Origin of the sequence: Lactobacillus sp. HMSC08B12 (assembly GCF_001808415.1) — a bacterium.
Lineage (GTDB): Bacteria > Bacillota > Bacilli > Lactobacillales > Lactobacillaceae > Lactobacillus > Lactobacillus delbrueckii.
On the sequence record NZ_KV793108.1, the window covers coordinates 1 to 16,266 of the forward strand.

A 16,266-nucleotide genomic window follows, 5' to 3' on the forward strand; every position below is an offset into this window, starting at 1 on the left:
TGTTCAATTTATTCTTGCAATTGGCGGAAAAAAGAAATACAGTACAAATATATAAAAAATATCCAGGCTGTATTACTAAAAGATGCTTGGTTCCACAATAAGGAAAGCGCTTTAACACGTTTCGGCAATCAAATGAAAAAAAATAAGAATGTGGTATCATTTATTTGTAAAACTACACACGTTATAAGTCTAGTGAATCGTTCGATTTTTAGGCTAAAAAATAAGCGCTGACCTAGATAAAATCTAGTTTTTGCTAAAAAAGCCGCTTTTTTGAGAAATGTCATTTTTTATACTGAAAAAAACGAAAAAAGGCTTATAATGTAAGTAGAAGAAAAGCGCTTACAGAGTTAACGCGGAAATATGTTTTTATAGGAAGTGAGGTAAGAAATGGACGAGTTGGATCAACATTTACAGAACTTTGCCGCTGGTAATGAATTGTATTTGCAGAATTATCTTGGCTGTCATGCGGCTGGAAATGGCTATGCCTTTCGCGTCTGGGCACCTAAAGCACAGCAAGTCTGGCTGGTCGGCGATTTCAACAATTGGGAGAAAGACCTGCCCATGCAGCAGAATGCTTATGGGATTTGGTCTATTGAAACTGACCGCGCGCAGCCTGGCCAGCTGTACAAATTCTTAGTCAAGCAGGCTGACGGGGAAGAAGTCATGAAATTTGACCCGATGGCCCTAGAATATGAGCGCCGTCCAGGCAACGCTGCCGTGGTAAGCAACTTGCCGGAGAAGCGGTGGACTGACGGTGCCTGGCTCGGCTGGCACAAGCGGTCAAACCACTTTGCCCGCCCAATCAACATATATGAGGTGCATGCCAGCTCCTGGAAGCAGCATGAAGATGGCAGCCTCTACACTTTGCGTGACTTGCAAAAGGAACTGATTCCCTACGTTAAGGAGCAAGGCTTTAACTATATTGAGTTCATGCCTTTGACAGCCCACCCGCTGGACGCCTCCTGGGGCTACCAGACGACCGGCTACTTTGCCTTGGAGAGGGCATATGGCGAGCCGCGGGATTTGCAGGACTTCGTGGAAGCCTGCCACAAGGAAAACATCGGGGTCTTGGCTGACTGGGTACCAGGCCACTTCTGCATCAACAGCGATGCCTTGGCTTACTACGACGGGACGCCTTGCTATGAATTTGAAGAAGGCTGGCGGGCCCAAAACAAGGGCTGGGGTGCCTTGAACTTTGACTTGGGCAAGCCACAAGTGCAGTCCTTCCTCTTGTCAAGTGCCCTCTTCTGGCTGGAATACTACCACCTGGACGGGCTCAGAGTCGACGCGGTATCCAACATGCTTTACCGCGACTATGACCGGGGACCGGGTGAGTGGAAGCCTGACCAGTACGGCGGCAACCGCAATATCGAAGGGATTGAATTCCTCCACAAGTTCAACAAGACCATCAAGGAGATGCACCCGGAAAGAATCTTGATCGCGGAAGAAAGTTCCTCCCAGGTCAAGATTACCGGCCGGATTGAAGACGGAGGCCTGGGCTTTGACTACAAGTGGAATATGGGCTGGATGAATGATGAGCTCCGCTTCTATTCCATGGACCCATACTTCCGCAAAGACAACTTTGACCTGTCCACTTTCTCATTCATGTACCGGATGAGTGAAAACTTCATCTTGCCTCTGTCTCACGACGAAGTCGTCCACGGTAAGCGCAGTTTGATGAACAAGATGTTTGGCGACCGGCTTGACCAGTTCGCCCAGTTGCGGAATTTGAATACCATGCTGATGACCTACCCGGGCAAGAAATTGCTCTTCATGGGCGGGGAATTCGGCCAGTACCTGGAATGGCGTTACCAAGAAGGCTTGGAGTGGTCTTCCTTAAGTGATGAGTTAAACGCCAAAATGCTCAAGTACAACCGGGAACTGAACCACTTTTACTTAAACGAACCGGCCTTGTGGCAATTGGAACAGGAAGACAAGTCAGTGAAAATCATCGACGCGGACAACCGCGACCAGTCCGTCCTTTCCTTCATCAGGCAAGGGAAGGTGCGGCATGATTTCCTGATCGTCCTGCTCAACTTCACACCGGTTCAGCGTGACGGCTTTAAAGTCGGCGTGCCTTACCCGGGGACTTACAAGGAAGTCCTCAACAGCTCACGCAGTGAATTTGGCGGCGATTGGACCGCGAAACCACAGGAAATGGCTACCACCCAGGAGAAATTCAAGGATTTCGACTACCAGATTTCGGTTGACCTGCCAGGCTTCAGTGCCATGATCATTAAGCCTGACCAGGTAACAATCAAGAGAAAGCGTTCGAAGAAACGTTGATGTAATGTGATAAAAGATAAAAGATAAGTAGGGAAGGACTTTTTACCATGAGTACAAAAATGCTAGGTTTAATTTTAGCCGGGGGCAAGGGGACCCGGCTGGGCAAACTGACCGCCAATCAAGCTAAGCCAGCCGTGCCATTCGGCGGCCGCTACCGGATCATCGACTTTCCGCTGAGCAATTGCGCCAACTCAGGCGTGCGCAATGTCGGCATCATCACCCAATACGAACCGCTGCGGCTGAACAACCACATCGGCAACGGCTCCAACTGGGGTCTGGACGGCTTGAACTCCAGCGCCACTATCCTGCAGCCATACACGGACAACGCCGGCAGCAAGTGGTTTGAAGGGACCGCCCACGCCATCTACCAAAACATCGACTACATCGACAGCCAGGACCCGGAATATGTCCTGATCCTGTCTGGTGACCACATCTACAAGATGGACTACGCCGACATGCTGGAAGAACACGAAAAGAACCACGCTTCCTTGACTGTGGCCGTGATCGACGTGCCTTGGGAAGAAGCACCCCGGTTCGGGATCATGAATACCGACTCCAGCAGCCGGATCATCGAATTTGAAGAAAAGCCAGCTGAACCAAAGAGCAACCACGCTTCAATGGGGATCTACATCTTCAACTGGAAGCGGCTGCGGGAAGTATTGACCGCGGGCTTTGCTACGGCCGACGACATGGTCGACTTCGGCAAGAACGTCATCCCCTACTACCTGAAGAGTGACGAAAGAGTCTTTGCTTACCAGTTCTCCGGCTATTGGAAGGACGTCGGCACCATCGACTCCCTCTGGCAAGCCAACATGGAATTCCTGGACGGGTCAGACGGCCTGGCTCTGGACGACCGCAGCTGGCGGATCTACTCCAAGAACACCATCGACGCGCCGCAAATGATTACGGAAAACGCGGAAGTAACTGACTCCATGATCGTTGACGGCTGCTACATTGACGGGAAGATCAAGCACTCAATCATCTCAGCCAACGTTGACGTCCAACGCGGCAGCGAGATTGTTGACTCAATCATCATGCCGGGCGCCAAGATTGGCAAGAACGTCAAGATCACCAAGGCCATCGTCGGTGAAGGTGCCGTGATCGGCAGCGACTCTGTCGTTGGTGAAGAAAATGAGGAAATTGCCGTAGTCGGCAACAAGGAAAAGATTGGAGTGTTACCAAATGAAAACAAGTAAGATGTGTGCAATCTTCAGCAACCAGCACGAATACAGCCGGCTGAAGCCGCTGACCGACGAAAGAGCCCTGTCAACTCTGTACTTTGCCGGCAAGTACCGTTTGATGGACTTTGCCCTCTCCAGCATCGTCAACGCTGACATCAACCACGTTTACACCTTGATCAGCCAGGAAAAGGTCCGTTCATACCTGGACCACCTGGGCGGGGGCAAAGAATGGGGGCTGGACACGATCGGTTCCTACGAATACCTGGACTTCTACCAGAACTTGATGCGGCGGCGGTCAAGAGGGGAAAACTACTTTGACGACGTGATCTTCTTCCTTAAGACCTGCAAGATGCCATACACTGTTTTCATCGGTAACAAGATGGCTGCCAACTTTGACTTAAAGGCCATCCTCCACTTCCACCAGTCAAATGACAACCGGATCACCCCGGTCTTCAAGCGGGTGGAAAAGGACAACCTGGCTCCAGATGACCACACCTTTGTCTTGAGCGACAACAATGTCGTGACTGAACAAAGAGAAGCCATTGAACTGACCAGCGAGGGTTCTTTCAACCTTTCAGCCAACGTGTACGTGATGAACACTGACTGGCTGATCCACGAACTGGAAAAGGCCCAAAAGAGCGGGGCTTCCTACGATGTTTCAGAACGGCTGGCCGCTTTGGCCGTCAAGGAAAAGGCCAAAGCCTACGAATACACTGGCTACCTGCGCAACATCCACGACATTCCCAGCTACTACCAGGCCAACCTGGACATGCTGGAAAAGGACAAGCGTGACTCCCTGCTTTACGGCAACCAGAAGATCATCACCCGGATCAGAAACGAAGTCGGCACTTACTACGATAAGGAATCTGATGTCAAGAACACCTTGATTTCCACTGGCTGCACGGTCAAAGGTGAAATCAAGAACAGCATCGTTTCCAGAAGAGTAAACTTTGCCAAGGACTCTGTTGCTAAGAACGCCGTAATCATGGCCAACTGCAAGATCAAGAGCGGGGCTGACGTTGAATACGCCATCTTAGACAAGAACGTGGTGATCGAAAAGGACGTGACCGTCAAGGGCAAGCCTGACAGCCCAGTGGTTATCAAGAAGGGCAGCGTTATCAGCAAGGACTTCGTACTGGATTAATCGGGAGGAAAAATCGTGAGAGTTTTATTTGTCGGGGCCGAATGCGCGCCCTTCTTCAAGACTGGCGGCTTAGGCGACGTTTTGGGCTCTTTGCCCAACCAGCTGGCTAAAGACGGCGATGAAGTCGGCGTGGCTTTGCCCCTGTACCAGGACATGCCGGAAGAATACCGGGAAAAGCTGGAATACCAAGGCAACTTCTATGTTCCAGTTGGCTGGCGGAACCAGTACTGCGGGGTCTTCACCCTGGAAATGAACGGGGTTAAGTACTTCTTCATCGACAACGAATACTACTTCAAGCGGCCAGGCATCTACGGCCACTACGATGATGGCGAACGTTACGCCTTCTTCCAGCAAGCCGTAATCATGATGATGGAACGCTTTGACTTCGTACCAAACATCCTGCACTGCAATGACTACCACACTTCCTTCATCCCATTCCTGCTTCGGGAAAAGTGGGGCTTTGTCGATGCCTACCGCGGCATAAAGACTGTCTTGACCATCCACAACCTGGAATTCCAAGGCAAGTACGACGTCAAGACCCTGCCGAACTTCTTCGGCCTGGGCTATGAATGGTTTGACAACGGGACTGTCCGCTTCAACAACGACGTCAACTGGATGAAGACCGGGATCTTGTACGCCGACCGGGTAACTACGGTCAGCCCGTCTTACGCTGAAGAAATTCAGACGCCGGAATTCGGCCAAGGCCTGGATGAAATCCTCCGCTCTGTCAACTTCAAGCTGGTCGGGATCTTGAACGGGATTGACTTTGCAAAGTACAACCCAGCCACTGACCCGGTCATCAAGGTCCGCTACGACGTCAACCACTTGAAGCACAAGCGCCGCGACAAGACTGATCTGCAAAAGCAGGTTGGCCTGCCGGTAGCGCCAACTACCCCGGTTATCGGGATGGTCAGCCGCCTGACTGCCCAAAAGGGCTGCCAGCTGCTTTTGGAAGAACTGGACAACATTCTCCAGTTTAACCTGCAGGTAGTCATCCTGGGCAGCGGGGACCAGTACTATGAACATGCCTTAAGCGACATTGCCAGCCGCTACCCGGACAAGTTCAAGCTGATCCTGGCTTTTGACGTCAACCTGGCCCAGAAGATCTATGCTGGCGCTGACGCCTTCTTGATGCCATCCGCCTTTGAACCATGCGGTTTGTCACAACTGATCAGCCTGCGCTACGGGACCCTGCCAATCGTCCACCAAATCGGCGGTTTAGCAGACACGGTCTGGGTTTACGATAAGACCAAGAACGAAGGTACCGGCTTCGGTTTCCGCGAATTCAGCGGTTACCGAATGGTTGAAGCCATTATGAAGATGCTGGAACTCTACCATGAAAAGGACAAGTGGGCCAAGGCGCAAAGAACGGCCATGCGGTCTGACTTCTCCTGGAAGAACTCAGCAAGCAAGTACCAATGGATGTACGGCGAATTACTGGGATAGTCGCAATTAATGAGGAAGATGAGCATGAAATCAAGTAAAGTATCAGCAGTAAACAGCAATTTGCGGGAAATTACCCCCGAAGAATTCAAGGAAAGACTGGCCAGCAAGCTGGACCGGCACTTTGAAGAAAGCGTAGATGAAGCTTCTATGGAAGACATCTTTGCTGCTTTGGCTTCAATGGTGCGCGACGGCTACTCCAGCAAGTGGCGCAGAACCCGGATCGCGGAAAGCGCCAATGGTCACAAGCAGGCCTACTACTTCTCCATTGAATTCCTGCCAGGGACTTTGCTGAGAAGCAACCTGCTTAACCTGGGCTGGCTGGACACGGCTAAAGAAGCCCTGGCTGACTTAGGCATCGACCTGGATGAAATCGCTGCTGTTGAACCAGACATGGCGCTGGGGAACGGGGGCCTGGGCCGGCTGGCTGCCGCCTTCATGGACTCTTTGGCTTCAACTGGCTATGCCGGCAACGGCAATGGCCTGCGCTACAAGTACGGCCTCTTTAAGCAAAAGTTCGTTAACGGCTACCAAAAGGAACTGCCAAACAACTGGCTGAAGCAGGGGGACTACTGGGAAGTCCGCCGGGAAAGCAAGTCTGTCCTGGTTAAGTTTGGCGGCCGGGTCAACATGGTTGACGACAATGGCTGGCTGACTCCGCAATACGAAGGCGCTACTGTTGTCCGGGCCGTACCTTATGATGTAGCCATGGTTGGCTACCGCAACGGGGTGGCCAACACCCTCCGTTTGTGGAATGCGGAAATTGCCCCGGAAGACGAATTGAAGTACCCGTCAATCGCTGACCGGCGGAAGGTGGAAGACTTGACTTCCATCCTTTACCCGGATGACTCCAGCTATGACGGCCGCCTTCTGCGTTTGAAGCAGGAATACTTCTTTGTTTCCGCCGGCCTGCAGAGCATCTTGAACAACTTCATCAGGGACTACGGTGAAGACAGCTTGACTGACCTGCCGAAGTACGTTGCTGTTCACATCAACGACACTCACCCGGCCATGTGCGTGGCTGAAATGATGCGCCTTCTGGTTGACAGATACCGGATGGACTGGGACGAAGCCTGGGAAGTTACCAAGCAAGTCATGAGCTACACCAACCACACCATCATGGCTGAAGCCATGGAAAAGTGGGACGTGGGCATGTTCAGCCAGCTTTTGCCGCGGCTCTTTGACATCATCAAGGAAATTGACCGCCGCTACGTGGCTGGCCTGGAAGGCAAGGTTTCCGGTGACGTGATCGAAAGAACCAGAATCGTCAAGAACGGACAAGTTCACATGGCCCACCTGGCCATCATCGGTTCCCACTCAGTCAACGGGGTTGCGGCTTTGCACACCCAGCTTTTGGAAACCGAAGTTCTGCGCGACTTCTACCAGCTCTACCCAGACCGCTTCAACAACAAGACCAACGGGATCACCCTGCGCCGCTGGATCCAAATCGCCAACCCGGACCTGGCCAAGCTCTTGGACAAGACCATTGGGACTGACTGGCGCTTTGACAGCAAGGAAATGCTGAAGTTTGAAAAGTTCTACCACGACACGGCTACCTTGACCAGCCTGCAAAAGATCAAGCTGGCCAACAAGGAAAAGCTGGCCAAGGTCATTAAGGACAAGACCGGCATCGTGGTTGACCCGGAAGCCATCTTCGACGTCCAGGTTAAGCGTCTGCACGCCTACAAGCGGCAAACCTTGAAGCTGCTCCATGTTCTGAAGCTCTACCCAGACCTCAAGGCCGGCATCGACCACCCAAAGCGGGTAGTTATCTTCGGGGCTATCGCTGCTCCAAGCTATGTCTTTGCCAAGCAGGTCATCAAGGTGATCAACTCCGTGGCTGACCTGGTTAACAATGACCCGGACATCAAGGGCAGGCTGAAGGTTGTCTTTCTGGAAAACTACAATGTTTCCCTAGCTGAACAAATCATTCCAGCCGCGGATCTCAGTGAACAAATCTCCACAACCACCAAGGAAGCCAGCGGGACCAGCAACATGAAGCTGATGGCCAATGGGGCCTTGACGGTCGCCACCATGGACGGGGCCAACATCGAAATCAAGGACGCGGTTGGCAGCGACAACATCTTTGCCTTCGGTTTGGACAAGGATGAAGTTTACAACTACTATGCAAACCACTCCTACCACCCACGTGACCTCTATGAAAGCGACCCAGTCATGAAGAAGACGGTTGACGCCTTGATTGACGGGACGATTCCTGGCTGCGTCAGCGAAGGCCGGGCCTTGTACGACGACTTCCTGAAGGACAATGAAGAATTCCTGGTTCTGGCCGACTTTGAAGCCTACTTGAAGGCCCAGAAGCTGGTTGAAAAGGTTTGGGCAAACAAACGGCAATGGGCCCAGATGAGCCTGGTCAACATCGCTCACTCTGAACGCTTTGACGCTGACAAGACCATTGAACGCTATGCCAGTGAAATCTGGCACCTGGACAAGGTGGAAGTGGACGCTGGAAAAGCGTAAGAGTGACTGATGAGAGCTATATTTAATTCTTGGGACACTAAATACAAGCAGCCCTTTGGCGCCACGCAGGCCAATACCAGCGTCAAGTGGGCGGTTGAAGTCGATGAAGAGATCCAGGAGATTACCCTCTGGCTGACTAAAAACAATGAGTCGCCGGTGGCTTACCCCATGACTTTCAACGATGAAAGCAAGATGTATGAGACCAGCGTCAAGATTAGCAGCTCCGGGCTCTACTATTACTACTTCAACATCAAGCAAAACGACCAGTTTTACTTCCTGGAAAGAAGCCAGGACGGTTTTGGCGACGGGGAGATCACCCAGGACGGCCGGGATATCCGGACCTTCCAGCTGACTTGCTATGACCGGACGGTCCCGCAGGCTCCCTGGTACACCCAGGGGGTGGTCTACCAGATCTTCCCGGACCGCTTCAACAACGGCAACCCGCATGGGGAGATCCAGGGCCGCAAGAAGGACAGTTTCATCTACGCGACCAAGGAAGATAGTCCTTACTATATTAAGGATGGGCATGGCGATATAGCCCGCTGGGACTTTTTTGGCGGCAACCTCGAAGGTATCCGGCAAAAGATTCCCTATTTAAAGGATTTGGGAGTGACGGCCATCTACTTGAACCCGATCTTCCAGGCTTCCAGCAACCACCGCTATGACACCCAGGACTTCATGAAGATCGACCCCATGCTGGGGACCGAGGAGGACTTCAAGAACCTGATCAAGGACCTGCACAAAAACAGGATTGCCTTGATCTTAGACGGGGTCTTCAACCATGTCGGGGCCGACAGCAAGTACTTCTTGAGCGCGGTCACGGACAAGACGGGCCCTTACTACTCCTGGTTCAACTTCATCAACTATCCGACCAAGTACCAGTCCTGGTGGGGGGTAACCACGCTTCCTGAAGTCAACAAGAATAATGCTGACTACCAGAACTTCATCTGCGGGCCCGACGGCGTTTTAGCCAAGTGGACCCGGATGCATGTCGACGGCTGGCGCTTGGACGTGGCAGACGAACTCCCAATGCCGCTCTTGCGGGAGATCCGCGAGCGCCTGCAGAATGAAGACTGCCATGTCCTGATCGGGGAAGTCTGGGAAGACGCCTCCCACAAGTTCGTCAACAGTGAATTCCGGACTTATATGGCCGGGGACAATTTAACCGGAACCATGAACTATCCGGTCCGCAACTTTATCGTTTCGCTCTTGCAGGCCAATAACGAAACGGAAGAAGTGGCCGCCTTGAATGACCTGGAAAAGCTGGTTGAGAACTACCCTAAGGCTTTTCTGGAAAACTGCCTGAACAATATCGGCACCCACGACACGGCCAGAATCAAGACCGTCTTGGGGGGAGACGAGCAGCTGGTCGCTCTGACCTTTGGCCTCTTGTTCTCTATTCCCGGCGTTCCTTGCATCTATTATGGGGATGAAGCCGGCCTGGAAGGGGACAAGGACCCGGACAACCGCCGCTACTTCCCATGGGGCAAGGAAAGCGACTTTTTGGAAAAAGAAGTCAAGGAACTGGCCCACTGGCGGCGGGAAAACCGGGCACTAGTCGACGGGAAAGTTGGTTATGTCAAGATTGCTTATGGCATCAACGCCCTGGTCCGCTACAACCAAAGGGAACTGGTCATTTACTGCTACAACAAGACCGACCAGGATATGATCCTGGACGCGGGAGAATTTCAGCCATATTGCCTGCCAGAGAAGATTGGAGAGCTGGTAAGTGATATACTGGATCAAGAAAGCGTAGCTCAGAAGGCTTATCTGTTGAAGACATTTAAGCTGGACAGGAATGAAAAAGAATAAAAAGGAATATATCTAATATGGACGCAAAAGAAATTTTTGAACAATGGAAACAAGCCGCCCTGCCGGAAGACCTGGCTGAACAAATGGCTGAATTAGGCGGCGACGAAAAGTGGATCGAAGACGCCTTTGGCCAGGACATCAACTTTGGGACTGCCGGGATGCGGGGGCTCCTGGAACCAGGGACCAACCGGATCAACGTCTTCACGGTCGGCCGGGTAACTGAAGGTTTGGCCCGCTTGATCGACGAAAACGGCGAAGAAGCCAAGAAGCGGGGCGTGGTAATTTCCTTTGACTCCCGCTACAACTCACGCGAACTGGCTACTCATGCTGCCCGCGTTTTGGGGGCTCACGGCATTCATGTCTACCTCTTTGACGACCTGCGTCCAACGCCGGAACTGTCCTTCGCTGTCCGCTATCTGCACACCTTTGCCGGGATCAACATCACTGCTTCCCACAACGCCAAGCAGTACAACGGCTACAAGGCTTACGGCGAAGACGGTGCCCAAATGGGGCCGGAAAACGCTGACCGCCTCTTTGTCTACGCGCAAAAGGTTGAAGATATCTTCAGCGTTAAGGCAGCTCCAGTCAAGAAGCTGCGCGCTGAAGGCACTTTGCAGCTGATCGGCGAAGATGTCGACGAAGCCTACCTGGCCAAGCTGGAAACGGTCAACGTCAACAAGGACATGATCAAGGAAAACGCCGACAAGCTGAAGATTGTTTACACTCCGCTGCACGGGACGGGTAAGATGCTTTACGACCGCGCCTTCAGACGGGGCGGCTTCAGCAACGTTGTTCCAGTGCCAAGCCAGGCGATTGTGGACCCGGAATTCCCGACTTGCAAGAAGCCTAACCCGGAATTCCGTGACGTCTTCAACCCAGGCGTGGAACTGGCCAACGAAATCGGCGCTGACATGATCGTGGCTACCGACCCGGACGCTGACCGGATGGGAGCCTGCGTAAGAACTGACAAGGGCGACTTCCAAGTTTTGACTGGGAACCAAATCGCTACCTTGATGTCTTACTACTTGCTGCAAAACTTGAAGGGCTCAGGCAAGCTGACTCCGGACTACGAAATCGTTACTTCAATCGTATCCAGTGCCTTGCCATTCAAGATTGCCAAGGACTTCGGCATCAAGACCAAGTCAGTTCTGACTGGCTTCAAGTACATCGGTGAAGAAGTCGACCGGATGAACAGGGAAGGGGACGGCAAGTTCCTGATGGGCTTTGAAGAAAGCTACGGCTACCTCTTCCAAGCCTTCGCCCGCGACAAGGACGCCATGCAAGGGGCCTTGATGTTCGCCGAAGTTGCCAGCTACTACGCTTCCAAGGGCATGACTGTCTTTGACGGCCTGCAGGAAATCTGGAAGAAGTACGGCGTTGCCTACGAAATCACCCGGGCTATCGAAATGCCAGGGATCGGCGGGCAAAAGAAGATGGCTGAATTGATGAGCAAGCTGAGAGAAGAACACCTCAGTGAAATCAACGGGGCCAAGGTCTTGAAGATCGAAGACTACCAAGAACAAGTTACTGTCGAAAACGGCGAAGAAACCCCATTGACTGGCTTCCCGAAGTCAAACGTCTTGAAGTACTTCCTGGATGACGAAACTTGGGTAGCTCTGCGGCCATCTGGTACTGAACCAGTAATCAAGGCTTATGTCGGCGTTAACAAGGCTGACATCGCAACTGCTGAAAAGGCAGCTGAAAGCTACCAAGACGCTATCAGCGAATTGCTGAAGTAAAGCAGAGAAGTTAAAGTTCATAACAAAACATACTAATTTAAGTGTTGGATGATTACCCGATGGAGTAGTTGTTCAGCACTTTTTCTTTTACCACTTAAGAGCGGCGATGGAGACAATGGAGTGCTTCCTCGAATATCTGTATTTTTGGTTATATAAATCCCCCTCGAAATTAGAAGGACAATTTCGAGGGGGATAATAAGATGATATTGACAAATGAGAAACTTTTTCTTTAGATTGAACTATTTACTCTGCTAGTAGAAAGCAGTAAACGCAATCCATCTGCAAAAATAATTATCGCGCACATCATTAAGCACCAGACCGGTTTAACCTGGCCCAAAACAAGCCCGAACAAAGCATATCCCAAAGGTGAAAGCACGGCTACTACTGAACTGGTAGTCGCTCCAACTCTCCCTTGAAGATTAACCGGTACCTTGGTTCTGACATACATGGCATATGGCAAGTTTACCGCGGCCAAGCAGGCGCCTACCACCAGCATGCAAATGCTAAAAATACCAGTAGCAAGCAACTTATTCGGACACAAACATGCCAAAGCTAGTATGATAAAGTCACCCGCTAAAATGATTCCAATTCTGCCGGTCGTCAGTAAATAATTCTTGGGCATTTTGAAAGAGCCTAGCAATAGACTGACCAGAAGCATCCCTCCTGCGCAAAAGCTGTCTGCCAATCCATATAAATTTGCAGGGATTCCCAGCTCTTTCATCATAGCGATTGGCAAGCTGACCTCCAGGCCGCTTAAAGCAAAATTAGCAATCACGGCAAAAAGCAGTAATTCCATTAAATAGCGGTCATTTTTGAAATACTCTAAGCCATTTTTGATGGATAAGATCAATGAATCATTGATCGCTTCCACTTCAACAGAAATTAAGTGAAAATCCAATAAAGCAATTGCTAGCAAAACCACGCTTTCACCAGCTAATTCAAGCAAAGCAATATTGGAGATGGCAACTACCCCAGCCAGCAAACCGCCTAATATCGGTGCCAAAATAACAGCACCAGCGTCTGTCAGCTGTTCATAGGCAACTAATTTCTGCCGGTGCTCTGCAGCCACCATTGAATTGGTTGAAGCCTTATAGCTGGTCGATTGAAAGGTATCACAAACTGTCAGCACAATACTGCTGGCAACAATAATCAGCAACCGTTCAGATAATGAAAGCTGCTCTCTAAATAGCGCTATAAACAGTATTACCGCTACAACGCTTGTTGCCTGGGCGATCATGCATATCTTTTTATGATCATACTTATCAACGCAGAAGCCGATTAAAGAACTCAAAAGCAAGTTGCTCAAAGGCCGAATCAAAAGCAGCATGGAAAATAGCATGCTAGAAGATGTCTTTTGCAAAACATACACGCCCAGGCAAAAGGAAAAAGTCGCGCTCGTTAAATTACCGATTCCCAGGCTGCTGATTGCTAGAATTAATTGCTTTTTTGATTTCTGCATATTTCCCCTATCGTAAATCTTAGATATAACTTTTTTCATTAATATTATTGTACCTATTTGGGGATGCCTTCTCCATTTTCTGTAGTCGTTGGAAGCATCTCTTGAGATTATAACCTTCAGAAAATATTCTCTTATACAGATTTTGGTTATTGGAAATAATCAAATATACTAGTAACTCACCTATAACTTTTTCTTTAGATAAAGGGTATTTTTTATTATTAAAATTATAAAAAAAGCGTCAGTTTTCACTCAGAATGTTACTAGCGCTTTTTTCAATCTCTCGCAAATGTTTACTCAGCATCTTTAAAGCAAACTACAACCAGGCATATATGACTCATCAGAATCATCAGTAACAATCCATTCAATCATTGCAAAATATTTACCGTATGCAGCGCTTTCTATTGTTAGGCGATCACAAACATCTGATGAACTAATCTTTTTGATAGTTAAACTCATAAAAGAAACCTCCTAAAATATTTTCCTAAGTTTGGATTTTGCTTTAAAATTAAAGCTAAATAAATTAAAGCATGGATAGCAGACTTACTTTTTTGACCTTCTCATATGTGAGAAAAAAGCCCTGATTTTATTTTGGAGGAAGGATGACAGCAATAAACTTCAAGCAAATTAGACAGATGCAGGGACTGACTTTGAAAGAAGCGGCAAGTGGCATCTGCTCTATTCAAATGTTGTCCCGGTGGGAAAATGGTACTGGCAATATGGATTTTGAAAAAACGCTCAAATTGCTTGAAAGGGTGAACATCACTAGTTCAGAATACGTTCATCTGGCCAACTTAGACGATACTTATCAACTATCCGCTGAATTGCAGAAGGCATGGAAGCAAAAGGATCATACTCTAATTAAAAGAATCGCCCGAAATAGCTTGCAGGAATTCCATCTGACTTCAGATATCTTATCCTTAAACTACGGAGCAATTGCTTGTGGCCTTTATCATCGTTTAGCAAAAGTCAATTTACTGGAGATTGATGAACAAAACGCGTTTAATAAAGAGCTATCTATGATTACGGTCTGGGGACAAGAAAATATTTCCCTGTTCTTTAACACCATTCAAGTGCTCAGTCCCAAAATGATTTTTCAAATTTCTGCCCAATTAATTGAAAATTTGGATTTTGCTAAGCAAGCCGGGTCGGATACTTTTTACTTTGCCACGACCACTTTATTTGAAGCCGTCATCGCTCTTCTTATCAGCGATAATCCATCCTATGCCGCGAACATCTTAAGGCAGTTGAACCACTTTGATTTTCCTCAGCGCGAAACAATGTTGATCATTGGCCGGAAATTTTTAAATAGTTTGATAGACTGGCAAGAGCCGCAAAACGAACAAAGCATTTTAAAAATCATCAATTTTCTGCTCGATATGGGATTGACAATGCAAGCCAAAAATTTCTTGCAAGTCTACAAAGCTGTTCGAAAGGTCAAGAAATGATTGGCACAAAAAAGAGGCACTCATCTTTGGTTGATGAGTGTCTCTTTGTGCTAATTAAGTATAAATTACTTGTCCCCGAAGGTGACGCCCATGAGGCGGGCGTTGCTTACGGTCTTGCCGTTCGGGTCAACGTACTTGAGCTTGCCGGCCGTGTCTTCCAGGGCGATAGAGTCGACTTCACCTTGCTTCAAGACAACCAGGCGGCCGAAGGACCGGTTCATGATCAGGCGGGCGCCTTCAATCCCGAAGCGGGTTGAGATTTGCCGGTCGTAGGCATCTGGCCGGCCGCCCCGTTGAGCGTGGCCGATGACCGCCGTTCTGATTTCAGCGTCTGGCAAAACTTCCTGCAATTGGGCAGCGATTTCGTTAACCACGCTGGCGCCGTTTCTAGCGGCAACCTTGGCCTTGTACTTCTTCTTGGACAGGGTGGCGTCTTCCTTGGAAATTGCCCCTTCAGCGGCAGCAATGACCGTGAAGCCCTTGCCAGACTTTTGTCTTTCCTTGACCTTCTTGGCCACGACATTGATGTCATAAGGGATTTCCGGCAAAAGGATAATGTCGCTGCCGGCAGCCAGGCCAGCGGCCAGGGTGATGTGGCCGACCTTGTGGCCCATGACTTCGACGACGAAGACCCGGGAGTGGCTTTGAGCAGTAGTGTGGATGTCATCCAGGTATCTGGTGGCAATATCAATGGCGCTTTGGAAACCGAAGGTGTAGTCAGTTCCCCAAGTGTCGTTGTCGATGGTCTTTGGCAGGCCGATCACGTTCAAGCCTTCTTGGGCCAGCATGTTGGCTGACTTAAGTGACCCGTTGCCGCCCAAAACCGCCAAAGCGTCCAGGTTGAGCTTCTTGTAGGTCTTCTTCATGGCGGCTACCTTGTCAAAGCCGTCAACGATGACCCGCATTTCCTTGAATGGCTGGCGGGAAGTGCCCAGAATCGTCCCGCCTTCGTTGATGATGCCGGAGAAGTCCCGCGGCTTCATCTTGACGTAGTCTTCATGCATCAAGCCGTAGTAGCCCCGCTTGAAACCGATGATTTCCACGTCATCGACACAGTTGTAAAGGGTCTTGGCCAGCCCCCGCATGGTCGCGTTGAGCGCCTGGCAGTCGCCGCCGCTCGTCAAAATACCAACTCGTAAAGTCATGCTTAAATTCCTCCCTGTGCTAAACAGTTCTCTAAAACTCGGCTTAACTTAAATCTTAGTCATGTACATGCCAAGATGCAAGCAGATTTTTTAATCTAATTGAAAAAATGGTTCAGTATAAATTCTTGTGTAAA

Annotated in this window: 11 protein-coding genes; 8 read left to right on the forward strand and 3 right to left on the reverse strand. The window is 49.9% G+C overall.

Going from position 1 to position 16,266, the window contains the following annotated elements; all coding sequences use genetic code 11:
* Positions 1-387: 387 nt before the first annotated feature.
* Genes glgB through HMPREF3168_RS01210 form a run of 7 tightly spaced genes read left to right on the forward strand, consistent with a single transcriptional unit; the run spans position 388 to position 12,083 of the window.
* Positions 388-2,286, forward strand: coding sequence for a 1,4-alpha-glucan branching protein GlgB (glgB, locus tag HMPREF3168_RS01180; protein ID WP_070488055.1), 1,899 nt, complete (start codon positions 388-390; stop codon positions 2,284-2,286).
* Between the two features lie 47 nt (positions 2,287-2,333).
* The gene (locus tag HMPREF3168_RS01185; RefSeq protein WP_070488057.1) at positions 2,334-3,482 is read left to right on the forward strand and encodes a glucose-1-phosphate adenylyltransferase; all 1,149 of its coding nucleotides are present in this window, start codon (positions 2,334-2,336) and stop codon (positions 3,480-3,482) included.
* The gene (gene glgD, locus HMPREF3168_RS01190) at positions 3,469-4,611 is read left to right on the forward strand and encodes a glucose-1-phosphate adenylyltransferase subunit GlgD (protein WP_070488059.1); all 1,143 of its coding nucleotides are present in this window, start codon (positions 3,469-3,471) and stop codon (positions 4,609-4,611) included. The genes HMPREF3168_RS01185 and glgD overlap by 14 nt, the downstream gene beginning before the upstream one ends.
* Positions 4,612-4,626: 15 nt before the next feature.
* The gene (gene glgA, locus HMPREF3168_RS01195; RefSeq protein ID WP_070488061.1) at positions 4,627-6,057 is read left to right on the forward strand and encodes a glycogen synthase GlgA; all 1,431 of its coding nucleotides are present in this window, start codon (positions 4,627-4,629) and stop codon (positions 6,055-6,057) included.
* A gap of 24 nt (positions 6,058-6,081) precedes the next feature.
* Positions 6,082-8,532, forward strand: a complete 2,451-nt coding sequence (locus HMPREF3168_RS01200; protein ID WP_070488063.1) for a glycogen/starch/alpha-glucan phosphorylase — start codon at positions 6,082-6,084, stop codon at positions 8,530-8,532.
* Between the two features lie 9 nt (positions 8,533-8,541).
* Positions 8,542-10,344 (forward strand): glycoside hydrolase family 13 protein, encoded by a 1,803-nt coding sequence (locus HMPREF3168_RS01205; protein ID WP_003612182.1) that lies wholly within the window; start codon positions 8,542-8,544, stop codon positions 10,342-10,344.
* Positions 10,345-10,361: 17 nt separating this feature from the next.
* On the forward strand, positions 10,362-12,083 hold the full coding sequence (locus HMPREF3168_RS01210) for a phospho-sugar mutase (RefSeq protein ID WP_070488065.1): 1,722 nt from the start codon (positions 10,362-10,364) through the stop codon (positions 12,081-12,083).
* 229 nt (positions 12,084-12,312) lie between these two features.
* On the opposite strand, the gene HMPREF3168_RS01215 is transcribed toward HMPREF3168_RS01210, so the two are convergent.
* Positions 12,313-13,581: an MFS transporter gene (locus HMPREF3168_RS01215; RefSeq protein ID WP_246825665.1), complete on the reverse strand. Its 1,269-nt coding sequence runs from the start codon at positions 13,579-13,581 to the stop codon at positions 12,313-12,315.
* A 264-nt stretch (positions 13,582-13,845) separates the two neighbouring features.
* Positions 13,846-13,998 (reverse strand): hypothetical protein, encoded by a 153-nt coding sequence (locus tag HMPREF3168_RS10245; protein ID WP_157754454.1) that lies wholly within the window; start codon positions 13,996-13,998, stop codon positions 13,846-13,848.
* 143 nt (positions 13,999-14,141) lie between these two features.
* Between HMPREF3168_RS10245 and HMPREF3168_RS01220 the strand changes: the two genes are divergently transcribed.
* Positions 14,142-14,987, forward strand: a complete 846-nt coding sequence (locus HMPREF3168_RS01220) for a helix-turn-helix domain-containing protein (protein ID WP_070488067.1) — start codon at positions 14,142-14,144, stop codon at positions 14,985-14,987.
* 65 nt (positions 14,988-15,052) lie between these two features.
* Here the strand turns inward: HMPREF3168_RS01220 and HMPREF3168_RS01225 are convergent, their stop codons facing one another.
* Positions 15,053-16,132 carry a 6-phosphofructokinase gene (locus HMPREF3168_RS01225; RefSeq protein WP_003621784.1) on the reverse strand — a complete coding sequence of 360 codons (1,080 nt, stop codon included), beginning with the start codon at positions 16,130-16,132 and terminating at the stop codon, positions 15,053-15,055.
* Positions 16,133-16,266: the final 134 nt, after the last annotated feature.